The organism is Arthrobacter sp. KUASC02, assembly GCF_059739395.1.
In genome coordinates this window covers 342,764-368,181 of sequence record NZ_AP046053.1, presented here as the reverse complement: position 1 = coordinate 368,181, position 25,418 = coordinate 342,764, and the positions used below count along the sequence as shown (strand labels likewise).

At 66.7% G+C, this 25,418-nt stretch carries 19 protein-coding genes and 1 tRNA gene; 12 read left to right on the top strand and 8 right to left on the bottom strand.

Translation table 11 applies throughout. From position 1 onward, the window contains the following. Nucleotides 1–19 precede the first annotated feature (19 nt). The 3 genes from AC6JAC_RS01625 to AC6JAC_RS01615 all read left to right on the top strand — a co-directional run bounded on the left by AC6JAC_RS01625 (nt 20) and on the right by AC6JAC_RS01615 (nt 3,166). Nucleotides 20–1,423 (top strand): MFS transporter, encoded by a 1,404-nt coding sequence (locus tag AC6JAC_RS01625; protein ID WP_497963192.1) that lies wholly within the window; start codon nt 20–22, stop codon nt 1,421–1,423. A 64-nt stretch (nt 1,424–1,487) separates the two neighbouring features. Next, on the top strand, nt 1,488–1,970 hold the full coding sequence (locus AC6JAC_RS01620; protein WP_028270968.1) for a cation:proton antiporter regulatory subunit: 483 nt from the start codon (nt 1,488–1,490) through the stop codon (nt 1,968–1,970). Nucleotides 1,971–1,975: 5 nt separating this feature from the next. Beyond that, nucleotides 1,976–3,166 carry a cation:proton antiporter gene (locus AC6JAC_RS01615; protein WP_055807042.1) on the top strand — a complete coding sequence of 397 codons (1,191 nt, stop codon included), beginning with the start codon at nt 1,976–1,978 and terminating at the stop codon, nt 3,164–3,166. A 39-nt stretch (nt 3,167–3,205) separates the two neighbouring features. Here AC6JAC_RS01615 and dcd read toward each other — a convergent pair whose 3' ends face one another. Beyond that, nucleotides 3,206–3,781: a dCTP deaminase gene (dcd, locus tag AC6JAC_RS01610; protein ID WP_028270970.1), complete on the bottom strand. Its 576-nt coding sequence runs from the start codon at nt 3,779–3,781 to the stop codon at nt 3,206–3,208. A gap of 155 nt (nt 3,782–3,936) precedes the next feature. Between dcd and AC6JAC_RS01605 the strand changes: the two genes are divergently transcribed. Next, nucleotides 3,937–5,730 carry a CAP domain-containing protein gene (locus AC6JAC_RS01605; protein WP_497963189.1) on the top strand — a complete coding sequence of 598 codons (1,794 nt, stop codon included), beginning with the start codon at nt 3,937–3,939 and terminating at the stop codon, nt 5,728–5,730. Nucleotides 5,731–5,778: 48 nt separating this feature from the next. Here AC6JAC_RS01605 and AC6JAC_RS01600 read toward each other — a convergent pair whose 3' ends face one another. Next, complete coding sequence (locus tag AC6JAC_RS01600; protein WP_028270972.1) at nt 5,779–6,225, bottom strand: SRPBCC family protein; 447 nt, start codon at nt 6,223–6,225, stop codon at nt 5,779–5,781. A 267-nt stretch (nt 6,226–6,492) separates the two neighbouring features. On the opposite strand from AC6JAC_RS01600, the gene AC6JAC_RS01595 reads away from it, so the two are divergent. The 3 genes from AC6JAC_RS01595 to AC6JAC_RS01585 all read left to right on the top strand — a co-directional run bounded on the left by AC6JAC_RS01595 (nt 6,493) and on the right by AC6JAC_RS01585 (nt 7,978). Next, a tRNA-Gly gene (locus tag AC6JAC_RS01595) sits at nt 6,493–6,566 on the top strand. A gap of 105 nt (nt 6,567–6,671) precedes the next feature. Next, nucleotides 6,672–6,821 (top strand): hypothetical protein, encoded by a 150-nt coding sequence (locus AC6JAC_RS01590; protein ID WP_197024936.1) that lies wholly within the window; start codon nt 6,672–6,674, stop codon nt 6,819–6,821. Nucleotides 6,822–6,829: 8 nt separating this feature from the next. After that, nucleotides 6,830–7,978 carry a N(5)-(carboxyethyl)ornithine synthase gene (locus tag AC6JAC_RS01585; RefSeq protein WP_497963186.1) on the top strand — a complete coding sequence of 383 codons (1,149 nt, stop codon included), beginning with the start codon at nt 6,830–6,832 and terminating at the stop codon, nt 7,976–7,978. On the opposite strand, the gene AC6JAC_RS01580 is transcribed toward AC6JAC_RS01585, so the two are convergent. Next, nucleotides 7,911–9,407: an MFS transporter gene (locus AC6JAC_RS01580; protein ID WP_497963184.1), complete on the bottom strand. Its 1,497-nt coding sequence runs from the start codon at nt 9,405–9,407 to the stop codon at nt 7,911–7,913. The genes AC6JAC_RS01585 and AC6JAC_RS01580 overlap by 68 nt on opposite strands. Nucleotides 9,408–9,542: 135 nt before the next feature. On the opposite strand from AC6JAC_RS01580, the gene AC6JAC_RS01575 reads away from it, so the two are divergent. Next, nucleotides 9,543–10,397, top strand: coding sequence for a LysR substrate-binding domain-containing protein (locus AC6JAC_RS01575; RefSeq protein WP_028270975.1), 855 nt, complete (start codon nt 9,543–9,545; stop codon nt 10,395–10,397). 307 nt (nt 10,398–10,704) lie between these two features. Continuing rightward, the gene (locus tag AC6JAC_RS01570) at nt 10,705–11,013 is read left to right on the top strand and encodes a hypothetical protein (RefSeq protein WP_231511221.1); all 309 of its coding nucleotides are present in this window, start codon (nt 10,705–10,707) and stop codon (nt 11,011–11,013) included. A 153-nt stretch (nt 11,014–11,166) separates the two neighbouring features. Here the strand turns inward: AC6JAC_RS01570 and AC6JAC_RS01565 are convergent, their stop codons facing one another. Next, entirely contained in the window at nt 11,167–14,718 is a 3,552-nt protein-coding gene (locus AC6JAC_RS01565; protein ID WP_497963181.1) for a bifunctional proline dehydrogenase/L-glutamate gamma-semialdehyde dehydrogenase, read from the bottom strand. 344 nt (nt 14,719–15,062) lie between these two features. Beyond that, nucleotides 15,063–16,526 carry an amino acid permease gene (locus AC6JAC_RS01560; RefSeq protein ID WP_497963179.1) on the bottom strand — a complete coding sequence of 488 codons (1,464 nt, stop codon included), beginning with the start codon at nt 16,524–16,526 and terminating at the stop codon, nt 15,063–15,065. A 141-nt stretch (nt 16,527–16,667) separates the two neighbouring features. Here AC6JAC_RS01560 and AC6JAC_RS01555 point away from each other — a divergent pair, with 141 nt between their 5' ends. The 3 genes from AC6JAC_RS01555 (at nt 16,668) to AC6JAC_RS01545 (ending at nt 19,257) form a co-directional block, all read left to right on the top strand. Further along, nucleotides 16,668–17,603, top strand: a complete 936-nt coding sequence (locus AC6JAC_RS01555; protein WP_497963178.1) for a LysR substrate-binding domain-containing protein — start codon at nt 16,668–16,670, stop codon at nt 17,601–17,603. 90 nt (nt 17,604–17,693) lie between these two features. Next, complete coding sequence (panD, locus tag AC6JAC_RS01550; RefSeq protein ID WP_497963176.1) at nt 17,694–18,122, top strand: aspartate 1-decarboxylase; 429 nt, start codon at nt 17,694–17,696, stop codon at nt 18,120–18,122. 211 nt (nt 18,123–18,333) lie between these two features. Continuing rightward, a complete protein-coding gene (locus AC6JAC_RS01545) occupies nt 18,334–19,257 on the top strand; it encodes an AEC family transporter (protein WP_497963174.1) in 924 nt (307 codons plus the stop codon). Here AC6JAC_RS01545 and AC6JAC_RS01540 read toward each other — a convergent pair. The 3 genes from AC6JAC_RS01540 to AC6JAC_RS01530 all read right to left on the bottom strand — a co-directional run bounded on the left by AC6JAC_RS01540 (nt 19,254) and on the right by AC6JAC_RS01530 (nt 25,394). After that, a complete protein-coding gene (locus AC6JAC_RS01540) occupies nt 19,254–21,881 on the bottom strand; it encodes a trehalase-like domain-containing protein (protein WP_028270982.1) in 2,628 nt (875 codons plus the stop codon). The genes AC6JAC_RS01545 and AC6JAC_RS01540 overlap by 4 nt on opposite strands. A 180-nt stretch (nt 21,882–22,061) precedes the next feature. Next, on the bottom strand, nt 22,062–23,165 hold the full coding sequence (locus AC6JAC_RS01535; protein ID WP_497963173.1) for a PP2C family protein-serine/threonine phosphatase: 1,104 nt from the start codon (nt 23,163–23,165) through the stop codon (nt 22,062–22,064). 120 nt (nt 23,166–23,285) lie between these two features. Beyond that, a complete protein-coding gene (locus AC6JAC_RS01530) occupies nt 23,286–25,394 on the bottom strand; it encodes a hypothetical protein (RefSeq protein WP_497963171.1) in 2,109 nt (702 codons plus the stop codon). Nucleotides 25,395–25,418: the final 24 nt, after the last annotated feature.

Genomic DNA, 25,418 nt, shown 5'->3' with positions numbered 1-25,418 from the left:
GGCGGATAGCATTCAGCCTATGAACCCCGTCACCGCCTCAGCGGCTACGCACCCCCCGTCCGAGCTGGAGTCCGGAACACTGGCCACCAGCAAGGGCAAGGTCCTCGCCTGGGCCGCCTGGGACTGGGGTTCTGCCGCCTTCAACGCCGTGATGACCACCTTCGTGTTCACGGTGTACCTGACGTCCAAAGCGTTCGGCGGCGAGGACCAGGCCTCGGCCGTGCTGGGCGGTGCCCTGGCGATCGCGGGCGCAGCAATCGCCGTCCTGGCGCCCGTAACCGGCCAGCGTTCGGACACCGGCGGCCGCCGGAAGATGTGGCTGGGACTCAACACGGCCGCCGTCACGGTCCTGACCGGATTGTGCTTCTTTGTCTTTCCGCGGCCGGAATTCCTCCTGCTGGGCGTCACGCTCATCGCCCTCGGCAACGTCTTCTTCGAATTTGCCGGGGTGAACTACAACGCCATGCTGGCGCAGATTTCCACCCCCAGGAACATCGGCAGGGTCAGCGGCTTCGGCTGGGGCATGGGCTACCTGGGCGGCATCGTCGCGCTGCTGATCGTGCTGCAGCTGTTCGTCCAGCCCAGCTTCGCGTGGTTCGGGGCCTCCACCGAGGACAGCCTCAACATCCGCCTCGTGGCGGTGTTCTCAGCCCTCTGGTTCTTCATTTTTGCGCTGCCCGTGCTGTTCGCGGTGCCGGAGCTGCCCCGGCAGCAGCAGGCCGCGAAGCTGGGGTTCCTGGCCTCCTACGGGCTGCTGGTTCGCCGCATCAAGGCGATCTACCGCACCAGTCCGCACACCATCTTCTTCCTCCTCGCCAGCGCCATCTTCCGGGACGGGCTGGCCGCCGTCTTCACGTTCGGCGGGATCATCGCGGCGGGAACCTTCGGCTTCGAACTGAAGGAAGTCATTTTCTTCGCGATCTTCGGCAACATCGTGGCCGCGGTGGGAGCCATGATCGGCGGCTTCCTGGACGACCGCATCGGGCCGAAAGCCGTCATCATCGGTTCGCTCGTCGGACTGCTGATTGCAGGCACCGTCATCCTGGTCCTGGGCAACGGCAGCTATGTCTTCTTCGGGCAGGCCTGGGCAGGCACCACCACCTTCTGGGTGTTCGGGCTCTTCCTCTGCCTCTTCGTGGGTCCGGCCCAGTCCTCCTCGCGCGCCTACCTTGCCCGGCTGGCGCCGCATGGCGAATCCGGGGAGCTCTTCGGCCTCTACGCCACCACCGGCCGGGCAGTCAGCTTCCTGGCGCCGACGCTCTTCACCCTGTGCATCGCCGTGGCCTCGCCGCTCGTGGCGCCGGGGGAAGCCCAGCGCTGGGGCATCCTCGGCATCATGGTGGTGCTGCTGGCGGGGCTGCTGGTGCTGCTGCCGGTCAAGCCGCCGGGGAAGGTGGAAATCGCGGTGGTTCCCGCGGCCTGAGCAGGCAGCGGGGAATTCGCCGTTTCGGCCCTCCAACGCCCTCTGCGCGGACTAGGCTGGTGCCATGAACGTGGATGAGACAGACCTCCCTGGCCTTGGCAGGCGCAAGGATTTCATGACCGCTTCGGGACGCCGGATCGGCGTGGTGGAGTACCGCGAAGGGCAAACCGAACTGATCGTTTCCACCTGGGACGATCCGGACACATGCCAGGCGTCCATTCCCCTGACCGCCGACGAAGCCGCGGCCCTCGGCAACCTGCTGGGCGGGCAGCGGCTGGCGATGCAGCTCTCCGAAGAGCACCGCGAAATCCCCGGGATCGTCACACGCCAGTTCTCCATTGCCGGAGACTCGCCGTTCCATAACCAGCCCATGGGCAAGGCCTGCATCCGCACCCGCAGCGGCGTCTCCATAGTCGCCATCATGCGGGAAGGCGAGGTGGTCCCCTCCCCCGGACCCGACGTCGTCCTTCACCCGGGTGACCTGCTCGTGGCGGTGGGAACGCAAGAAGGCCTAGATACGGCGGCCGATATCCTGCGCAACGGCTGAGCGGCATGGACCCGCTCGCGCTAACCCTCATCGAACTGGGGGCCGTCGTGTTCTGCCTTGGCCTGCTGGCCAGGCTGGCCGGGCGGATCGGGATGTCCCCCATTCCCCTGTACCTGGTGGGCGGGCTGTTTTTCGGGGCCGGCGGCCTGGTCAAACTCGAAGGCATGCACGAATTCGCACATCTTTCGAGCGAGATCGGCGTCATCCTACTGCTGCTTATGCTCGGATTGGAATATACGGCGGCGGAGCTGGTTACGGGGCTGCGCCGGTCGTGGCAGGCCGGCGTCCTGGACCTCGTGCTGAACTTCATTCCCGGGGCAGCCCTGGCCGTCCTGCTCGGGTGGGGTTTGGTGGGAGCCATGGTGATGGGCGGCGTCACGTACATCTCCTCCTCCGGCATCGCAGCGAAGGTGATCACGGACCTCGGCCGGATCGGTAACCGCGAAACCCCGGTGGTGCTCTCCATCCTGGTCTTCGAGGACCTGGCGATGGCCGTGTACCTGCCCATCCTCACGGCCACCCTCGCCGGAGTCAGCTTCCTGGTGGGACTCCAGACCGTGGGGATTTCACTGGCCGTGGTCACGGTGGTGCTGGTGGTGGCCCTCCGGCACGGACACCATGTGTCCAAGGCAGTGCACAGCGAGAATTCCGAGGTGTTCCTGCTGAACCTCCTCGGCGCCGCGCTCCTGGTTGCCGGCCTCGCCGCTGCCATGCAGGTCTCGGCCGCAGTGGGGGCGTTCATGCTGGGCATCGCCATCTCCGGGGCCACGGCGCACAGCGCAACCCGGATCCTGGAGCCGCTGCGGGACTTGTTCGCCGCCATCTTCTTCGTGGTCTTCGGCCTCAATACCGACCCCACGTCCATCCCGCCGGTTCTGGGCTGGGCTCTGATCCTGGCGGTCCTCACGGCCGGCACCAAGATGATCACGGGAGTCTGGGCCGCCAAGCGGGCTGGAATTGCCCTGCCGGGCCGTTTCCGCGCAGGGGCCGCACTGATTGCCCGCGGCGAGTTCTCCATCGTCATCGCCGGCCTGGCGGTAGCGTCCGGCGTAGTGCCGCACGACCTCGCCGCACTGGCCACGGCCTACGTGCTCATCATGGCCATCATGGGACCGCTGGCGGCACGCTACGTGGAGCCCGTGGTCAAGATGCTGCGCCGCCCGGCAAAACCGCGGCCGGCCGCCCGCCCCATCTGACGCTCTCTCAGATCCTGCCGCCTTCCCGGCGACGCTCTCTCAGATCTCGGTGCGGTGGAAGTTCAGGTAGCTGCGGCTGGCGGTGGGGCCGCGCTGGCCCTGGTAGCGGTTGCCATACTCACCGGAGCCGTAGGGGAATTCCGCGGCCGAGCTCAGCCTGAAGAAGCACAACTGGCCGATTTTCATGCCTGGCCACAGCTTGATGGGCAGCGTTGCCATGTTGGAAAGCTCCAGCGTGACGTGCCCGGAGAACCCGGGATCGATGAACCCTGCCGTGGAGTGCGTCAGCAGCCCCAGCCGGCCCAGCGAAGACTTTCCCTCAAGGCGTGCCGCAATATCGTCCGGCAGCGTGACGGTCTCATAGGTGGAGCCGAGCACGAACTCACCCGGATGGAGGATAAACGGCTCTCCCGCGTCCACTTCCACCAGCCGCGTCAGCTCAGGCTGGTCCTCGGCGGGGTCGATGTGCGCGTACTTGTGGTTGTCGAACAACCGGAAGAACCGGTCAATCCGGACGTCCACGGAGGACGGCTGGACCATCACCGGGTCATACGGGTCCAGGACAATCCGTTGGGAATCAATTTCGGCACGAATATCGCGGTCAGAGATCAGCACACTCAAAAATACCGCATCCATTGCCGCCCCCGTTTTGCAGCGTTACTGTTGCTGCTGTTACGAAATGTCATCGTCGATACAGAATGAGGTTGATGTTGCGGCTGTGACGGTGCACCTCCCCCTGAACGGGCGGCACCAAAGGATCTGGGGTTGGCTTGAGGAAAATTTCGGCACGGACACTGGCGGCCATGATCTGCGCTCTGGCTCTCATCCCGCCTGCCGCCGGCCAGCTGGGGGGATCTTCCTCAGGCCCGGAACCCCTCTCCTCCTCCGTGGCCGGCCGTCAAACGGCGGGTCAACAGACACCGAGCGTCGCCCTCGGCCCGCCGTCGTTCGCGTACGACGGCGGCACCGACGCCGCAGGTAGCGCACCGGCCCGGCGGCTCGCCCCCGCCGTGGACCCCAACATCACTCAAGGGAACCAAAAAGCAGGGGACCAAAACGGAGCCGCTGCCGCGTTGGCCGGCACCGGAGGAACTGCGGACGCCGCCGGGACGCTGTCCACCGAAGCCCAGCCGGCCTACCCGGCAGCCGAGGATTCCCCGCCCGAGCCGGCGTCCATTCCGCCGCTGTCCGCCACGGAGTCGGACCTGGCTGCCCTCGCCCAGGCTCCGCCGGCCCCCACGTCCGCACCCGCGGCAGGCACCGGGGTCCTCCGCACCGAATCCCTCACCACCGAGGCACTCGTCAGGGACGACGCCTCGGCGCAGATTAACGCTGTGTTCAACGCCATCAACAGCTATCGGGCATCGTTCGGCCTGCCCGCCGTGAAGTACCACGCCACCGTGGCCGCGATGGCGCAGGAGTGGTCCGACAGCATCGCCTCACGCGAAGTGATCGAGCACCGTTCAAGCTTCTGGACCGATCCGCGGGCGCTCAGCCCCACCAACGGCGCCGGGGAGGTCATCGCGGTCCGCTGGGACCGCGATGCCGCGCAACTGGTGGAATGGTGGAAGGGCTCACCCGCACACAACGCGATCCTGAAGGACCCGCGGTTCACTGTGATGGGCATCGGCATCACGTTCACGGACGGCAACTGGCAGACCACGCCGAACCGTTACACCATGTGGGGAGTGGTGGACTTTTTCGGATACGGCACACTCCCCGCGGGAACCACCAGCAGCCCCGGCGGCAGCAGTGAAATGCCCGCACAGCCCGCCAGCGTGTGCGATCCGCTGGTGCGGCACATGCCGCCGACGGCGGACCTGACCGCAGCCGCCATCAAGGGTCCCGGTGATTTGGTGTCCGTGAACTCGTCCGGCGACCTCCTGAACCGCCCGTCACTCGGGAACCGGCAATTCGGCGCACAGCAGGTCATCGGCACCGGATATGGCGGCGCCAAGGAGCTCTTTGTCACGGACTGGGAGCGGGACGGCGTCTTCGACCTCCTGGTGCAATGGACCGACGGACGGGTCACCCTGCAGTCCGGGGCCGCTGCGGGCGGATTCCTCCCCGCCGTGACCCTGGGCCAGTCGGGATGGGCCGGAATGACCCTGGCCGTGGGAGGCTGGTGCGCCAACAACCGGCTCCCGCAACTGGTGGCATTGGACGGCTCCGGGAACCTCTGGCTGTACCCCAACCGCGGGAAGGCGGATCTGGTGGAGCGGACGCTGATGGCGTCCGGTGTGTCAGCCACCCGGCTCGCCATGGCGGATTACGACGCCGACGGTTTCCAGGACCTGCTGGCCCGCCAGACGGACGGAAACGTCCGCCTCTACCGCGGCTCCGGCGCGCCGGCACCGCGCGCCGAAACCCGGGCGATCGTGGCTAGCGGATGGTCGGACGTCACAGCCATCCGGCCGCTGCGGGATGTCACGGGGCTGAACTCGACGGGATTGGCCCTTCGACGGGCCGGCGACGTGGTGCAGTACTGGGACCTCAGCACCGGAACCCTTGCATCGCCGTCGTCCGTCCCGGGCGCCTGGGCGGGTCAGCGACTCGCGCAGTAGGCACCGCGCAGTTGGCACCCCGCAGGAGCCCCTCGGCGTGGGTGTCAGTTAGGGCTCCGCCGGCCGGGCTTCCAGGACTTCCTTGAGCCGCTCCAGCTGGGCGACCTCTGCCTTCATGGTCCGTTGAATCATGAAGTCCATCAGTCCGGCCAGGCCCTTGGGCCGGACTTCCAGTGCAAACCGGACCCGGGTGCGTGTTCCCTCGGTGCTCAAGTAATAGCCGCCGTGCGGGCGGGCCGGACCGGCAACCACCTGGAACTGGATCTCGGCGCCCGGACGGAGCTGGGTGATCTGGAAATCGGCGGCAATGGGGCGGCCCGCAGGTCCTGTCAGGGTCTGCTGGTACACGGCGCCCTTGGCACCCACAGCACCCGACCGCAGTTCAACCTTCCGGACCCCTTCACGCCAGGAGGGAAGGTTGAGCCCGTCCTGCAGGAACCGGTACACGGTCATGGCATCGCGTTCCACGACGACCTCGTACTCTGCAAATGCCACGGGGATCCCTTGATTGTCGGACAGCTTTCTTGCGTAGCCCGTTCCCCTGATACTGCAGCTAACACCAACAGGATATTCAGCCTGGAGTGCGCCCGGAGCAGCTGCGGCCGTGCCTTAACCGAAGAGTTATCGAAAGGACCGAAGCGTTATCGAAAGGGTGCCGCCCGCGCCGGACGTGTCCCTGTTCGGGGACGGCCCACGGCTGGGGTAAAGTAAATCCGGTTGACGCAACCGGGACCTGGCCGAGACATCTGGCTGGTCCCCCATGCGGCTGTAGCTCAATGGTAGAGCGCTAGCTTCCCAAGCTTGATACGCGGGTTCGATTCCCGTCAGCCGCTCCACTCCTTCCACAGCCCACTCCGCCGGCCCTCCTCCGCCGGGGCATTAGGCGGCTACCTGTATGGTCAGAAGTCAGGAACCCCTTCGGTTCCGCTACAGGAGCAATCATGGCTGACAAGTCCCCGCGTCAAGCAGCATCCGCTAAATCCGGCAAATCCATCAAGGAAAAGCGAGCTGACAAGAGGGCCGCGTCAGCGCCGCCCAGCTCCCTCGACAAGCCAGCCAACGCCAAGGCAGCGAGCCCCAAAAAGAAGTGACCGGTTCCATGAACCACCTCACCCTCGGAGTCCTGGCCAGCACACGGAAGCCCGACGAACGCCGGCTCCCGCTCCACCCCCTTCACCTGGACCGCATCGCACCGGAACTGCGGCAGCAGATCATCCTCGAACAGGGCTACGGAGAACGGTTCGGCGTCTCGGACCTCCACCTCGCCTCGCTCGTGGGGCGGATTGCCACCCGCGGCGAGATCATTGCCGACGCTGACGTGATCCTGCTGCCTAAGCCGCAGCCTGAGGACCTCGCCGAACTCCGCGACGGCCAGATCCTCTGGGGCTGGCCGCACTGTGTCCAGGACCGCGCCGTCACCCAGCTGGCCATCGACAAGAAGCTCACCCTGATCGCCTTCGAGGCCATGAACCACTGGGCCAGTGATGGCGGCTTCGGCCTTCACGTCTTCCACAAGAACAACGAACTGGCCGGCTACTGCTCGGTCATTCATGCCCTTGCCCTCACCGGCTCAACGGGCGACTACGGCCGGCGGCTCACCGCCGTCGTCATCGGTTTCGGTGCCACGGCCCGCGGCGCCGTCACGGCGCTGAACGCCCACGGCATCCATGACGTCCAGGTGCTGACCAACCGTGGTGTGGCCGCCGTCGGCTCTCCCATCCATTCGGTGCGGATTGCGCAGTTCGACCATGACGACAAGGCGCCGTTCCTCAGCCAGGTCATCACCGAACGCGGCAGGGTGCCGCTGGCACCGTTCCTGGCCGAGAGCGACATTGTGGTCAACTGCACCCTGCAGGATCCCAATGCTCCGCTGACGTACCTGCGCGAAGAGGACCTCGGTGCGTTCCGTCCCGGCAGCCTGATCGTGGACGTGTCCTGCGACGAGGGAATGGGCTTCAGCTGGGCGAAGACCACCACCTTCGCCGAGCCCATGCTCACCGTGGGCGACCACATTGACTACTACGCGGTGGACCACAGCCCGTCGTATCTGTGGAACTCCTCCAGCTGGGAGATCAGCGAAGCGCTGCTCCCCTTCCTGGAGACCGTCATTTCCGGCCCCGAGGCCTGGGCCGGAAATGAGACGATCGCCCGTGCGATTGAAATCCGCGGCGGAGAGGTCCTCAACAAGGACGTGCTGCAGTTCCAGCAGCGCCAGACGGAGTACCCGCACGCCCCTCTGGGCGGATGACGCCTTTCCGGCCGGCGGGCGTACGGCTGACCACCCGGAGCAGGCGCCGCCGGTCCTTGAGGTCAACTTTGAGGGTCAGCTCGCCGCGCCGGGCAAGCACGACGGCGACAGTCACCGCCGCCAGGGCCGGCACCCCGCCGGAGACCAGGATGGCGGTGTGCGGATCCACGTGCTCGGCAATCCAGCCGATCATGGGACCGCCGATGGCCTGGCCGCCGATCAGCACCATGATGTACAGGCTCATGACGCGTCCGCGGATCCCCATGTTCGAGCTGATCTGCACCAGCTGGTTCGAGGCGGTCAGGAACATCAGGCACCAGAAGCCGGACAGCACCATGGCGGCGCCGAACCACACCATGGACGGCGCCAGGGCAGCCAGGCAGAGCATCAGCCCGTACATCCCGGCGCCCAGCACCACCGACCGCAGCCGCAGCTGCCGGCGGCGGGTGGAGGCGATTGCCCCGGCGAGGGCACCGAGCGCCACCAGCGCGTTCAGCAGGCCGTAGCCTCCGGCGCCGACGTCGTACACGTGGTCCGCGAAAGCGGCCAGCAGCACCGGCAGGCTCATGGCGAAAACAGCGATGAACCCGGCCATCAGCCAGGGCCAGTAGATGGTGGGCTTGCTCAGCGCGTACCGCAGCCCCTCCCGGAGCATTCCCTTGCGTTTGGGAGCGGGTGCATTGATGAAGAGCTGGTCCTTGCGCAGAAGCAGCAGCATGGCCACCGTGGAACAGCAGGCCACGGCGTTGGCGGCGAAGGCCCACCCTGCGCCGACCGCCGTCAGGAGGAGGCCTGCCAGCGCCGGCCCGATCAGCCCGCCCAGCTGGAACGTTGTGGAGTTCACGCTGATGGCGTTGCGCAGGTACGTGGGACCCACGAGCTCGTTAACAAACACCTGCCGGGCTGGCTGGTCCAGGACCGTAACCAGCCCCAGCAGCAGCGCGATTGCGTAGACATGCCACACTTCGATGCGCTGGCTCAGGGCCAGGGCGGCCAGGGCAGCAGCAAGCACCGCGGCGACGGACTGGCAGAGGATGAGGATCTTCCGTTTCGCGAACCTGTCCGCCATCATCCCGCCCCACGGGCCCAGGACCAGCGACGGCATGAACTGCAGCGCCACGGTGATGCCGACGGCGGTGACGGACCCGGACAGCTGCAGGACCAGCCAGTCCTGCGCGATCCGCTGCATCCACAGGGCGATCACCGCAACGAAGTGTCCGATCGCGAAGATGCGGAAGTTGGGGACGCGGAGGGAAATGAAAGTGTGGCGCCAGGGCAGCCGTTCACTCACGACGGCGACCGGCTGGGTGGCGGTATGCGGCTGCGGTGGCTGCAGCTGCTGTGGCTGCATGGGCGGGGAATCGGCGGAGGCGGCGGAATCGATGACGGGCTGGCTGACGGTTGCCGTGGACGGCGGAGGGGGTGCCACAGGGAATCCTCAAAAGGTGCGGGTGAGCGGGATATGTCCACGCTATGGTGGCAACAAGTGATTATGGAAGCGTATTGTTCCTATAACTAACATTGCGAACCGCAATAATGTCGACGCCAGCCAACCGGGAGTGCCGTGTTCGAACCCGCCCAGCTCCGTTCCTTTTTGGCGGTGGCCGAAACCCTCAGCTTCACCAAGGCGGCCGAACGCCTGGGGTTGGCCCAGCCCACGGTCAGCCAGCATGTGCGGAAACTGGAAGCTGCGGCGAAGCGGGTCCTGATTGCCCGGGACACCCGGGACGTGCGGCTGACGGACAACGGCGATGCCATGGCCGGCTTCGCGCGGACCATCCTTTCGGCCCACGATGCAGCTTCACGCTACTTTTCCGGGTCCGCCATGCGCGGCCGGCTGCGCTTCGGGACCGCGGACGATCTGGCGATCACCGGACTGCCGCGCATCCTCCGGGAGTTCCGCCAGATCTACCCCCAGATCAACCTTGAACTGACAGTGGGCCAGAGCGACCAGCTGTACAAGAAGCTGAATGCCGGTCAACTGGACCTGGTGTTCGTGAAGTGGGTTGCCGGAGCCAAGGACGGCACGGTGGTCCAGCACGATGCGTTCGCGTGGGTGGGCCTGGAGCAGACCGCCCTGGAACCCGGCGATCCGGTTCCTTTGATCGCATACCCTTCGCCCAGCCTCAGCAGGAAGCTTGCCATTGACGCCCTCGAATCCCGGGGGCGCACGTGGCGCATCACCTGCACCACCCGGCAGATCAGTGGAGTCCTGGCCGCCGTCCGGGCGGGGATCGGCGTCGCCGTGATGCCGTCCTCGCTGGTTCCGGAAGACCTCAAGATCATCACCCGCCGCTTCGACCTGCCGCCCGTGGGGGATGTGGATTTCACCCTTATCCGCAACCCGCTGGCCAACTCCGAAGTGATCGAGGCCCTCACCCAGGCGATTGTGGGGCGCACCATTAAGCGATCCGCCTAATGGTCCCCGCCCCGGGTTTAACCAGTAAGTGCCCGGGAATTGGTTAAACGAGTAGGTATTCGTCCCCGCACGGGTAGTTATTACACGTAAGTGATTGAAGATATTACGTGCGTAAATTATGCTTGAATTCTGTTAAAGGTTAAGCAGAAGCCGATGACAACGATTCGATGACGAACCGTGTCCGCCGCCGCTGCCTTGGGGGCGCCTGACGGACAACGTTCGGGATAGGCACGCGATGACGCCAACCACGAACCACCCGCATCTTAAAGTCTCAAATCCAGTCCACTCCCTCAACACGCTACGCCCGATGACCGTCGGTACGCACCGCAACACGCCGGTGCATCATGAAGCAAGCGCACACGCTGAGCTGGTCACTCCGCGCGAACCGCACCCCGCTGCCACCCTGGTGGACACTGAGTTTGTAGGCAGTCCCTACTGCGAGCGGTGCGGAACGGATGAGTTCATCTACCTGGAGACGTTTGTCCCGGCAAAGTTCCGGCATGACGGCACCCTCCGGAAGCCGGGAGAGGTCACCTACTTCTGCACCGGATGCGAAGATTTTTCGGCGCACTCGGTCCCGGCCTCGTGGGTGCCGCCCGGCTGGTATTTGGGCTAGCCGGATTCCCGGGCGTCAAGCCGGGCACGCCAGAAAGTCGCGCCAAATAGGAATCGCCGCCGTCAGGCACCGGAGGGTGCCTGACGGCGGCGATTTCTATGCCTGAACCTCGTCCGGATGGCCCCCGCCGAGGCGGGGCCCATCCGGAGCCCGTTAGATCAGGTTGTCCGAGAGGTGGTTGGGTGTCCCGAAACGGTGCGCGGTGATGCTGACGGCCTGCTCGTGCAGGAACGGCAGCAGCTCCACGCGGCCTGCCTCGGTGACCGGGTGGGAGTAGACGGCCAGGTCCGGGCGTCCGCCGGTGGCTTCGGCCAGAGCAGCGGCGCCGCCGCCGAGGAGCCGGATCCGACCGCCGGAAAGCTTCCCGGCGTCGGCGAGCCTCGCAGCGGAGGCCAGCCAGGCGGCGTCGTCCTCCACCGTGGCCGTGATGCGCAGCGCGGCGAGCGCGGCCTGCAGCGGGGCGGGAAGTTCGACGGCGGTGGACACCGTCAGTGCCGAACCGGCCAGGACGCCGGCGGCTACTGCCCTGACCAGGTCTGCGACCGGTTCGCCCTCGGAAAGGCGCACCGTCACCGGCAGGGAACGGTAACGGAAGATGTTCCGTTCCGCGCTCAGCCCGGAAACATCCTTGGCCGTGCCGAACTCGTCGGCCCAGGCGAGGGCATCGGAGGCCAGTGCCCGCTCCAGGGATTCAAAGGCGGGAGCGTCCAGTGCGGCCTTTGCGGCACCAACCAGGCGGCGAACGCCGGGGTTGGTCACGGCCGCCTTGGGGTTCCTATCGGCGCCGCCGGCCGTGCTGGCCTTGCTGACCCAGTCTCCGAGTCCGGCGAGGTAGTTCGGTCCGCCTGCTTTGGTGCCGGCGCCGACGGCGGACTTCTTCCAGCCGCCGAACGGCTGGCGCTGCACGATCGCGCCGGTGATGCCGCGGTTCACGTAGAGGTTGCCCGCCTGGATGGTGTCCAGCCACAGCCCCACTTCCTCGGTGTTCAGCGAGTGCAGCCCGGCGGTCAGGCCGTACTCCACCTGGTTCTGGATGGCGATGGCGTCTTCCAGGGTGTCGGCCGTCATGACGCCGAGCACCGGGCCGAAGAACTCGGTGAGGTGGAAGTAGGATCCGCGGCGCACGCCGTAACGGACGCCCGGGCTCCAGAGCCGGCCGGTCTCGTCGAGCTTGCGCGGTTCGACGGCCCAGTTTTCGCCTTCACCCAGGGTGGTGAGCGCGTTCAGGAGCTTGCCGTTGGCGGGCTCGATGATCGGGCCCATCTGGCTGGTGGGGTCCTCGGGGTAGCCCACCTTGAGGGAGGTGACGGCGTCGATCAGCTGGTTGTGGAAACGCCCTGATTTGGCAACGGAGCCCACCAGGATCACCAGCGAGGCGGCGGAGCACTTCTGCCCGGCGTGGCCGAAGGCGGAGTACGCAACGTCCTTGGCGGCGAGGTCAAGGTCCGCACTGGGCGTGACGATGATGGCGTTCTTGCCGCTGGTTTCGGCCAGGAGCGGCAGGTCCTTGCGGAATGAACGGAACAGTTCGGCGGTTTCGTAGCCGCCGGTCAGGATCACCCGGTCCACGGCCGGGTGCGAGATCAGCTGCTGGCCGAGCTCACGCTCGCCCAGCTGCACCATGGTGAGGACGTCGCGGGGAACGCCGGCCTCCCAGAGCGCTTCGATCATCACGGCACCGCTGCGGCGGGCCTGCTTGGCAGGCTTGATCACGACGGCGGAGCCGGCGGCGAGTGCCGCGAGGGTGGAGCCGGCCGGGATGGCCACCGGGAAGTTCCACGGCGGGGTCACCACGGTGAGCTTCGCGGGCACGAACGTGGCGCCGTCGACGTCGTCGAGCTTGCGGGCGGACTCGGCGTAGTAGTGGGCGAAGTCAACGGCTTCGCTGACCTCGGGATCACCCTGGTCAATGGTCTTGCCCGTTTCGCTGGCCATGACCTCAAGCAGGTCAGCGCGGCGGGCCTCCAGGATGTCGCCGGCACGGTGCAGTACTTCGGCGCGCTCGGCGCCGCTGAGGGCGCCCCAGGCCTTGCCCTTTTCGACGGCGGTGGCGATCACGGTGTTGAGCGTTTCAGCATCCGTGATGGTCGCGGCTTCCACGGAGGCGTTGCCCAGGGTGGAGTAGGGCACGCGTTCCAGGATGGCGCGGCCCCAGTCGCGGTTGGCGGGCAGCGAGGGGTCCGTGTCCGGGGTGTTCTCGAAGGAGTCGCGCGGCATCGGATCGGCCGGGAGGCTGCGGTTCTGCCGGCGGTTGGGGCCGGGGACTTCGTCGTCGAGCTCTGCCAGAGAGGCGAGGAAGCGCTGCTTCTCACGCTCAAAGAGGGCTTCGTTTTCGCTGAGTTCGAAGACGGCGGACATGAAGTTGTCCTGGCTGGCACCTTCTTCGAGGCGGCGGATCAGGTACGCGATGGCGACGTCGAACTCGGCCGGGTGCACCACGGGGGTGTAGAGCAGGAGGGAACCGACGTCCTTCTTGACGGCTTCCGCCTGGCCCTGCGCCATGCCCAGCAGCATCTCGAACTCGATGCCCTGCTCTGCGGTATCCGCGATGCCGCGCTGCTTGGCCAGCAGCCAGGCGAAGGCAATGTCGAAGAGGTTGTGGCCGGCGACGCCGATCCGGATGTTCCTGATCCGGTCCGGGTGCAGCGAGTAGTTGATGACGCGCTTGTAGTTGGTGTCCGAATCCTGCTTGGTGTTCCAGGTGGCGAGCGGCCAGTCGTGCAGCGAGGATTCGACCTGTTCCATGGGCAGGTTGGCGCCCTTGACCACGCGGACCTTGATGGCGGCGCCGCCGTTGGCACGGCGTTCAGCAGCCCAGTCCTGCAGGCGGATCATGGCGGCGAGGGCGTCCGGCAGGTAGGCCTGGAGCACGATGCCGGCCTCGAGGTTCTTGAACTCGGGCTTGTCCAGGATCCTGGTGAAGACCGCGATGGTCATGTCCAGGTCCTTGTATTCCTCCATGTCCAGGTTGATGAACTTGGCCTTCTGCCCTCCGGCGGCGAACGAGGCGGCGCGGGTGAACAGCGGAGTGAGCTTTTCGACGACGTGCTCGACCGCTTCGTCGAAGGCCCAGGCTGAGTGCGGGGCAACGGTGGAGGAGACCTTGATCGAAACGTAGTCGACGTCCGGGCGTGCCAGCAGGGTGTGGGTTCCCTCGAGCCGGCGTGAGGCCTCGTGCTCACCGAGGACTGCTTCGCCGAGGAGGTTGACGTTGAGCTTGACGCCGTCCTTGCGGATCTTGGCGATGGCCGGACCCAGCTTCGCGTCCGTGGCATCCACGATCAGGTGGCCCACCATTTCGCGGAGCACGCGGCGGGCGATCGGGATGACCACCTGCGGCAGGACCGGGGCCATGGTGCCGCCGAGCTGGACGGCGCGGCGCATGTACCAGGGCAGGAAGGAGGGAACCTTCGGGGCCAGGGCTGCCAGGTTGCGGGCGGCCACGTGGAGGTCTTCGGGGCGGACCACGCCGTCCACGAAGCCCACGGTGAAGTCGAGCCCGTTGGGGTCCTTCAGGACGCCGGCGAGCTGTTCAGCGGAGGCGTCCACGGGGACCTTGGCGGCCTCCGTCAACCAGTGGCGTACCAGTGCGATCGCTTCCCCGGCCAGGGCCTGCGCTTCGGGGACGTGGGAACCGCCTGCAACGGCTGGTTCGCCAGCCGTCTTTCCGGTGAGGACACCGGGCTCCGTTGAAATATTGGTCATGGCTAACACTCGTTCTTTCCGTGGGTGAGGACCGTCTTTCCACCAGTATGAGCCTCGGTTCACTTAAGATAAAGCGACGTTTTCTGAGCAATACAGGTTAGAAAAGCCAATGGTTTTAAAACCCGCCCGAACGTTCGGAAACCAGCCCAAACCCTCTCCCACTTCCCGGGCCCTTCCGGCCAACCCTCCCTCACTTCCCGGGCCCTTCCGGCCTACCCTCCCTCACTTCCGCCCGGACACGACGAACCCCCTCCCACCGGGGTGAGAGAGGGTTCGTCGATATGGCCCCGGATCTGAGAGAGCGTCCGGATATTTGCGGCAGGAAGTGAGAGAGCGTCGGGTGGCTACGCCAGGGGGCGGTGCATCTCGACGGCCTCTTCGTGCCTGGGGCTGTCCGGATTCATGAGCGAATGCTTGCGGCCGTAGCCGAAGTAGATCGCGAGTCCGATGACGAGCCAGATGCCGAAGCGGGCCCAGGTTTCCCAGTGGAGCTGGAACATCAGGAAGGCCGAGGCCAGCACGCCGAACGCGGGAACCAGCGGCATCAAGGGCAGCCGGAAGGCGCGCGGAGCGTCCGGCTTCTTGTAGCGGAAAACAATGACCGAGCAACAGACCACCACGAACGCGGCGAGGATGCCGATGTTCGTCAGGTCGGCGACGGCCTTGATCGGGAAGACGCCGGCCAGCAGGGCGGAAGCGACGCCGGCAATCCAGGTGACGCGCTGCGGGGTGCCGTGATGGTCCGTCTTGGCGAACCAGCCCGGGAGCAGGCCGTCGCGGCTCATGGAGAACCAGACGCGGGTGACGCCCAGCAGGAACGTCAGCATCACGGTGAGGATAGACAGCACCGCGAAGACGGAAATGATGGTGGCAATGACGGGCAGGCCGACGCCGGTGAATGCCGAGGCGAACCCGGCCTTCGGGTCGATGTCCTTGAAGTTCTGCATCCCCGTAAGAACCAGGGTGGCGGCCACGTAGAGCAGCATGGCGATGATGAGCGAGAGGATGATCGCCTTCGGCATGTGCTTCTTGCCGTCGGTCGCTTCTTCCGCCGCGGTACTCATGGCGTCATAGCCGAACACGGCGAAGAACACGGTGGCCGAACCGGCCAGGACCGGGCCGAAGCCGCTGGGCATGAACGGGTTGTAGTTGTTGGTGTCGATGTAGAAGATACCCATGCCGATGATGAACAGGATCAGCACAACCTTGATGGCCACCGCCACCAGTTCGAACCGGCCGAACGCCCGGGTGCCGCGGGACAGGATCCAGGTCACGATGAGGCAGACGACGATGGCCGGGATATTGACGATGCCGCCCTTGCCCTCATCCGGGGTGGATGTCATCCAGATGGGCATATGAATGCCGATACCGGAGAGGAAAGCGTCAAAGTAACCCGAAATACCAATGGCCACAACGGCGACAATCGCAATGTATTCAAGGAGCAGGTCCCAGCCAATGAACCAGCCGATCACTTCACCGAGGGCCACGTAGCCGTAAGTGTAGGCCGAGCCGGCGCGGGGAATCATGCCGGCAAATTCCGCGTAGGACAGTGCGGCGGCCGCAGACGCAAGGCCAGCAATCAGGAAGGAGAACAGCACCGCCGGGCCCACGCCGGGTTCGGTTTCGCTGCCGTGGGCCACGAGGCCCGCGAGGGAAAAGATGCCGACGCCGATAATGCCGCCTACGCCGATGGCCGTCAGTTGCCACAGGCCCAGGCTTTTCATCAACCCGCTGTGTTTGTTTTCTTCCTCAATGTCGTCAATCGGCTTGCGCCGCATGATCGACTGGGCTAAATCTTTTGTGCTCATCAGGGACTCCTGCATAGATATGGACCCATCAATCCGCCCTGTGATGGGAATAACTCAGTCTGATTAGTATGCAAGCCTCATTGCATTAGATAAAGTGAATTCTCCTAATTAATATTCATTAGATTTAGCGAAGGAACAGTCATGCTCGACGTCCGGCGGTTGAGGCTGCTCCGTGAACTCAAAATCCGGGGAACGCTCGCCGAAGTGGCGGAGGCACTCCAGTACAGTCCGTCTTCGGTCTCCCAGCAACTGGCGCTGCTGGAGAAGGAGGCAGGCGTGCAGCTGCTGCGCAAAACCGGCCGCCGGGTCCAGCTGACCCCGCAAGCCGAAGTCCTGGTGGAGCACACGGCCCACCTGCTCGAAACGCTGGAGCAGGCCGAGGCCGATCTGGCGGCAAGCCTCACCACCGTTTCGGGCACGGTGCGGATCGCCGTTTTCCAGTCCGCCGCCCTCGCGCTGATGCCGGGCACCCTCACCCGGATGGCAGCCAGCTATCCCGAAGTGAGGATTGAGATGGTCCAGCGGGAGCCGGAAACCGCCCTGCACGAAACCTGGGCCCGCGACTTCGACCTGGTCATCGCCGAGCAATACCCCGGCCACGCCGCCCCCCGCTATGCGGAGCTGGACCGTGTCCGCCTGACCGGCGACGCCATCCGGCTGGCCGTCCCCGGACCGGAGAAAGACCTGCCGCCGATACGCTCACTCGAAGACACGGCCGATCTGGCCTGGGTGATGGAGCCGCGGGGCGCGGCCTCCCGGCACTGGGCCGAGCAGGCCTGCCGCAGCGCCGGCTTCGAGCCCGACGTCCGGTATGAAACGGCCGACCTGCAGGCGCAGATCCGGCTGATCGAATCCGGCAACGCCGTCGGACTGATGCCCGACCTTGTCTGGACCGGACGGGAGACGTCGGCCCAGTTACTGCTGCTGCCGGGGAACCCGCACCGGACCGTCTTCACGTCCGTGCGGCGGTCCAGCGCCAAGCGGCCCGCCATTCTGGCCGCCCGCGAGGTACTTGCCGTCACGGCCGACTCGATTGCGCCCGCCGGACCGCTCCCGCCGGAGGCCAAATCCGCGTGATCCCCGGAAAGCGCGTCGCCGCGCAGCCCCCGGCGGGAAGTTCCCTACGTCACAGCGCGGAAGTGCGCCGGGCGTTAGACTGGGCACGTTATGAATCGCACAATGTTTAAGTCCAAAATCCACCGGGCCACTGTCACGCATGCCGACCTTCACTACGTGGGGTCGGTCACCGTTGACCTGGACCTGCTGGAGGCCGCGGACATCCTCCCGGGCGAGCTCGTGGCGATCGTTGACGTCACCAACGGTGCCCGGCTGGAGACCTACACCATCGCCGGCGAGCGCGGTTCCGGCGTTATCGGCATCAACGGCGCGGCTGCGCACCTGATGCACGAAAATGACATCGTCATCCTCATCACCTACGCCGAGATGACCACCGAGGAAGCCAAGGCGTACACGCCGAAGGTGGTCCACGTGGACAAGGACAACAAGATTGTCCAGATCGGCAACGACCCCGCCGAAGGGCACACGCGCGGCCTGATGCGGCCGCCGTACGCAATGAACAACTCCGCCTTGAACTAAACAACTCGGCCCTGAACTGAATTTCGGCCCGGACCACCCCCGTCCGGATACCGAGATCCTGCCCACACCGCGGCTCCAGCCTGAATAAATCTGATTAGGCTGGGGAGGTGAACTCCAACCCCCGCCCGTCCGTCCTGCCACGGACGCGGCCACGGTCACGGACACGGCCACGGCCACGGCCACGGCCACGGCCACCGTTTGGGGCCTCCGGGTGCTAGGGGTTCTCGCGGGGTTCTTCGTGGTCTGGGCCATCATCCTGGTGGGCATGTTCGTGGGCCGCCGGAAGATACTCGGGGAGAACGCCCGTTCCGTCCTCAGCGCGCTGACGTTTTTTGTGGCCAGCCCGGCGCTCCTGTTCGAGACCCTCAGCAAGGCCAAGCTCCACGATGTCTTTGCCGCTCCCCTGCTGGTCACGGCCGTCGGCGCGATGGTTACGGCGGCAATCTTCTTTGTGATCGTCCGGTTCCTGCTGAAACGGACGGTCCCGGAATCGCTGATGTCGTCCATGAGCGCGTCACTGGCGAACTCGGCCAACCTGGGTATTCCCATCGCGGTATACGTCCTCGGTGACGCCAGCTACGTGGCGCCGCTGCTGATCTTCCAGCTGGCCTTCTTCACGCCGCTCTTCCTGATGGCCCTGGATGCCGCCACGAGCTCGCACCGGACCACGCCCGCCGGCTTCGCACTCATGATCCTCAAGAACCCCATGATCGTGGGTTCCGCGCTGGGCCTGGTGGTGGCGGGAACGGGCTGGCAGGTGCCGGAGCTGGTGATGCAGCCCATCCACCTGATCGGCGGGGCAGCCATCCCGGCCATGCTGATCGCCTTCGGCATGAGCCTGAACGGATCCCGGCCCCTGCAGGCAGCAGCCGGCCGCCGCGCCGACACGCTCCTCGCCAGCGTATTCAAACTCGTGGTCCACCCGGCCATCGCCTATGCCTTCGCCCGCATGCTCGGGATGGAAGGGCAGGCCCTGTTCGCCGTGGTGGTGACGTCTGCACTCCCCACCGCCCAGAACGTGTTCGTCGCGGCCAGCCGGTACCGGACGGGCATCACCGTGGCCAAGGACACCGTGCTGATCACCACGGTGGTCGCCGTCCCGGCGATGATCGGCGTGGCCCTGCTCCTGACCTAGCTCTTCTGGTGCTGGTCCAGGATCCGGGCGCAGCGGATGAAGCCCAGGTGCGAGTACGCCTGCGGATGGTTGCCCAGGTGCGTCTCCGTGCCGGGATCGTACTCTTCGGGCAGCAGGCCGGTGGGACCGAACAGGTTCACCAGCTGGTCGAACAGGTCCCAGGCCTCCTCGATCCGGCCCACCGCCACGTACGCCTCGATCAGCCACGTGGTGCAGATGTGGAACCCGCCCTCCAAACCCGGCAGGCCGTCGTCGTACCTGTACCGGAAAACGGTGGGCCCCACGCGAAGCTCGCGTTCAACTGCAGTGACGGTGTCCAGGAACCGCTGGTCGTTCACATCCAGCAGGCCGGAGAGGCCGATGTGCAGCACGGCCGCATCCAGGTCCGGGCTGTCGTAGGCCACGGTGTAGGACGCCGCCCCCTCATCCCAGCCTTCACGGAGGACTTCCTCGCGGATGGTGGCGGCGGTTGGCGCCCACCCGGGTTCCGGCGTCCTGCCGTGCCGGGCAGCGGTGCGGAGTGCCCGGTCCAGGGTCACCCAGCACATCACCTTGGTGTACACGTGGTGCCGGGGTGCACGGCGTGCCTCCCAGATCCCGTGGTCTGCTTCATGCCAGCGTGCCATGACGGCGGAGGCCATCTGGACCATGAGCTCCCAGTGCGAATCCTCCAGGGCCCCCTCGCGGTCGCTCACCGCGCTGATGAGTTCCGCGATGGGCCCGAAGACGTCCAGCTGCACCTGATGGTCCGCTGCGTTGCCGATCCTGACAGGGCGTGATCCGGCATAGCCTGGCAGGCTTTCGATGATGGCCTCTGTGGACAGCGGCGCACCCGTGACGGAGTACAGCGGGTGCAGCCATTCCGGCCCGGGCGCGTTCTCCAGGATCCGGCCCAGCCAGCGCAGGAAGCCGTACGCTTCGGTGGTGGAGCCGAGGTCCACCAGCGCGTTCACGGTCATGGAGCCGTCCCGCAGCCAGCAGTAGCGGTAATCCCAGTTCCGGGTGCCGCCGATGCCTTCCGGCAGCGAGGTGGTGGGGGCGGCCAGCACGGCGCCGGTGGGTTCATGCACCAGCGCCCGGAGCACCAGCGCCGAACGGCGCACCAGCGACGGCTTGACGCCCGGCAGCTCCAGGTCCTGGACCCACCGCCGGGAGTGATGGGCGACGGCGGCACGGCGTTCCGTTTCGCCGCCCACCCCCGCGTGGCTGGGCTCGGTGTCACCGCAGCGCAGGTTGAGCACCACGGGCCCGTTCCGCAGGTTCACATCAGCGGTGGCCGTTGCATGGCGGCCGTCCGAAGTGATGGAAAAGCTGACGCCGGGAGCCAGCAGGATGATGGGATCGGACGTGCCCACGACGTGCAGCTGATCGCCCCGGGCCTCCATGCTGAACGGCGCGTTGGCGTAGTCCGGCCTGGGCGCGAAGACGATCCGTGCGGCGCCGCTCCCGGAGAGCACCCGGACCAGGCTGGTGATCCCGTCCGGGGCCGGTTCAAGGTAGTCGGTGACGGTGACGTCTGCCCAGCGGGTTTCCACGATCATGGTGCTGTCAACGTAGCGCTGGCCGAGCACCTGGGACGTCTTGACCGGTTCCACGGAAAAATGGCCGGCGGCGTCTCCGCCCAGGATGTGCGCGAACAGGGACCCGGAGTCCGGCAGCGGGTGGCTCATCCAGCAGACCTTGGCTTCCGGCGTGATCAGGGCCGTGGAGGAGCCGTTCCCGATCATGGAGTGGCGTTCCAGGCCGACGGCGTCCTCGCCGAAGAGCCACGCGCGCCGCAGTTCGAAGAGGATGGCCAGGACCCGGGCGAAGGATTCGGGATCCCGGAGGCGGTGGGCGGCTGCAGTGGGGCCCTCCCCCACCTTGATGCCCATGTCGGGGCCGCGGAGGGTGGCCATGGCCAGCTCGTCGCTGGAGGCGTCGCCGGCGTAGAGCGCGGCGCTCACGCCCAGGCGGGCGCGGAGGTGTTCCAGCGCGTCGGCCTTGGACGGTTCCACCACGGAGAGGTCCAGCACGGAGCCATCCACGATGTAGAACAGGCCGTGGGCACGGGCAACTGCCTCGGCCTTCTCCAGCACCTTCGCCACGATCGCGGCCGAGGCCGGCCGGGTGTGCACGGACACCGCCACGGGCTTCCGTTCGATGCTGATCCCCTTGTAGGCGCCGATCGTTTCCACCAGGGCCTGGCTTGCCTGCTGCAGGACGGATTCGGTGGCCAGCGACAGGCCGTGCGCGAAGCCCATGTCGAATTCCGCGCCGTGGGAGCCCACCAGGTGCACCTCGGCCGGGAGCCTGGAAACGGCTGCCAGGTCCCGCAGCGACCGGCCGGAAATGACGGCCGCGTGGGTGTTGGGCAAGGCAGCGAGCGCACGCAGCGCAATCGCAGCACTGCCCAGCGGCAGGGTTTCGGTGGAGATCCCCTCCGCGTCGCAGAGCGTTCCGCCGTAGTTGCAGGCGACCAGCAGCCCGGGAGTGCGGGCCAGGATTTTCAGTTCGGCGAGCAGGTGCGGCGTGAGGCCGTCGTCTGCGGCGTCCGACTGCACAAAAGCCCGGAGCAGGCCCAGCGGCAGGGAACGGGTCAGGAGGGCAGAATCGGCCACGGACTGGTTGAGCGGAGTAGGCACAGGCGACGTCCTTCGGATAATCCCCAATAATGCGTGAGAAAAGTCCGGCGAGGGACATACCCCCAGTTTCCGATGCCGTCGTTACACCAGAATATCCCTGTCATTGCGGGAATGTAACGTGTGCGCGTGCCCCGGTTTGCGGCGGCCGGGCGGGCTCGGATCCGCGGGAAGCGGCGGAGCCTACGCCCGCGCCCGCTTCAGCACAACCACTGTGGCGTCGTCGGACACCTCGCGGCCCGAGGCCACGTCAAGGACGGCGTCGCAGGCGGCCTGGGCACTGGCACTGCCGGAGACGGTGCCGGACACCACGGCAGTCAGCACGTCGACGTCGGGATAGACATCCAGCAGGCCGTCGCTGACTACGGCCAGGCAATCGCCGGGCTCCAGCGAAACCTGGTGCGCGTCCCATTCCTGGTCCGGCCAGGCTCCCACGGGAGGTCCGCCGGTGAGCAGCCGGGAGCTGCTGCCGTCCGCCTTGATGTGCAGGGCCAGGCCGTGGCCGGCGTCCAGGTATTGAAGGATTCCGGTGGCGGCGTCGAGCCGGGCGTGGAAGAGGGTGACGAAGGAGGCGGACTGTTCGAGGTCTGCTTCCAGGATCCGGCCGGCCGAGCTGAAGGCTTCACTCAGCGGCCTCCGGTGGGCCACCGAACGCATGACGGCGCGGACGGTGGCGGCGATCAGCGCCGCACCCATGCCCTTGCCCATGGCGTCGGCGAGGGTCAGCTGCAGCCCGCCGTCGTTCGGGTACCAGTCGAAGAAGTCGCCGCCGACGTTGCGGGAAGGCCGGAACGAACCGGCGATGTCGAATCCGTCGAGGGACAGGCCCTCTGCCGGGAGCAGGCTGCGCTGGACTTCGACGGCGCGGCGCAGTTCGTCCTGCACGGCCGCTTCGTGGACGGCACTGGCGCGCGGCCTGCGGAACAGGGCGGTGATCCGCGAGCCGAGTTCGCGGGGGCTGAAGGGTTTGGTGAGGTAGTCGTCCGCGCCGGTGTCGAGCCCGGTGAGGCGGTCCAGTTCCTCGCCGCGGGCGGTGATCATCAGGATGTAGGCGTCGGAGAACCGGCGCAGCTGGCGGCAGACCTCAACGCCGTCGATATCCGGCAGGTTCAGGTCCAGCGTCACCAGTTCGGCGCCGTCGCGCTGCATCAGCTCGACGCCGGCACGTCCGGATGAAACGGCGGACACCAGGAAACCCTGCTTGGTCAGGATGTGGACCAGCAGGCCGCGGATATCGTCATCGTCCTCAATGACCAGGGCACGGCGTACGTCCGGCTCATCAGTCATGCACCAATTAGACGACGTGCGGGCCGCTGTTGTCACATCGGTACCAGCCGGGCCTTTCTGTAACACCGGTGGGTGCAGGGTCCGGCGCCCGCAGGTGCCGGACCCTGCAGCTTCTGGCACTCAGCGGGCGCGGAACGTCACCATGGTGAAGCCGCCGGGCGCCACGGTCACGCGGCCGGACGAGGTGCCGGCATTGCCCTTTGCCCCTGCGACCGGCTGCCCGGCGGAATCGTACTGTCGCTGGACCATGGAGAAGCCCTCGGGCACCTCAACGTCCTTCACTGTGGTGGACCGTGCTGCGCTGATGTAGAGCGTCGAGTTGCCGCCGGTTCCGGACACTGACACCGTGGAGATTTCCGGCTGGACCAGCAGGGCGTCCAGGGCAACGTTTCCGTCCGTGGTGCCGACGACGGCGGTCAGCCCGGCGGTCAGTGCACGCTTGAGGGAGTAGGGGAAGAGGATACCGGGGGCATCGGTGATGCCCTGCGCCCCCGCCCCGCCGTTTTCCGTGGTTCCCAGCGGTCCCTTGGCGGACGTCCACGCGGTGGTGCCGGACGGGGCCGTCCCGCGGTTCACGATGGGGTAGATGTTGTGGGCCTGGTCCGCGGCCGGGAGCGGTATGTCCAGGGAGGCGCCGGCTTTCAGGTCCACGTATGCTCCGCCGGAGAGGTTCGCTTCGCCGGTCCAGGCCGAGGCGGGCCGGACCACCGCTCCGCTGCCGGAGATGGTTCCGGATTCGGCTTCCACCACGCTGAGCCCGTGCGTGGACACCGTCCGGTTGATGCCGAGTGCCGCGGTTTTCAGGGCAGGATCGGCGTCGAGGGCCAGCATGGTGAGCAGTGCGTGGATGGTGGATTCCGCGCCGGAGTTCGGGTTGACCCGGCCGTCGGGTTCGATGCCGTCGATCGCTGTTCCCGTAGCGGGGTTGTACGCCGGGGATCCGCTGGGATTGGCTCCGAAGAACCATCCGGCGGTGACCGCAGCAAGTTCCAGTAGGCCCGGCGCATCGGCCGCCTTGGCGGTGGCCACAAGGCTTTGGACCCGGGAGTCCACACCATACGCGATCTGCGCTTCGCCGGGGGTGGGGCTCCAGGCATTGTCCGGTCCGCCTGCGGCGAGGAGCTGCGGCGTGAACTGGGCGGTGTCCTTGACTGCCGCTTCGAGCAGTCCGGGACGGTCCAGCACCTCGGAGGCGGTGGCGACGGCGGCCGGGGCCATGCCGCCCCAGGCGTGCCAAAGTGTCCGGGATTTGTTCCACGGCATAATGGCGCCGAAGGGCCACTGCCCGGCGGACCCCGCGGACATGGCGGCAACGCCCTCGCTGAGCCGGTCCAGTGCAGTCGCAGCCAGCTCATCGCCGGGGACGGAGGTCACGTAGGAAGAGAGTCCCAGCACGGCCTCGGCCGAGGCATCGGCGCCGCCGGCGATCAGCCAGGCTGGCACCTTCACGCCGTCGGCGGTGTCATAGGTGCCGTACTTGGCAAGGGACTGCCGGTTGAGCGAGCCCAGGGCCAGGTGCAGGCGGTCCCGGAGGAATCCCGCGAATTCAGGGTCCTCGTCCTGGAACGCCGAATATCCTTCGCCGAGCGCCCAGACAGTGCGCGCAAGCCAGTACGACTCTGCCGAGTCGGACGGGTCCGGCAGTTCCACCGGTTTGGCGCTGGGCGTGAGGCTTCCGTCTTGCTGCTGCCACAGCACCACGTTGCCGGCATTCGGGCCGTCCGTGGTCTGCAGGAACGTCAGCGAGCGCAGCGTCTGGAAGGCCCGTTCCTTGCTGGCGGCATCGCCGGTCTGCTGCCAGTGCCGCAAGTAGACCACGGCCGTGCGTGCGATGTCATCGGCGTTGTAGGCGCCCTGGGTCCAGTGCCCGGTGGCGGGGTCGAGGTCTCCCCCGCCGACGCGGCCGTAGCTCCCGTCCGCTTTCTTGTCTGCGTAGGTCCACGGTGCCTGGGCCGAGGGCATCTCGTCGAGTTTGTAGGTGGTGTGCCCTGCGACCGGCGCGAGCGGGACGGTCTCCATCAGGAAGTCCAGGTGCGCAGTGTTGGTCAGCGGTCCTGATTCAACGGGGGCGGCGGGGACGGGCGCGGTCAGCGACGGCGCCGCTCCGGCGCCAGTGCGGCCTGCCGGTGCCGCCGAAGCGGCACCGGCCCCCACCAGGAGCATCGACGCGGCCACAGCGATGGCCAGCGGTTTGGTTCGTGCGTTCGAGCGGACATCGTTGTTCGTCATCGGTACTCCTGGTGGGGGTGGTCA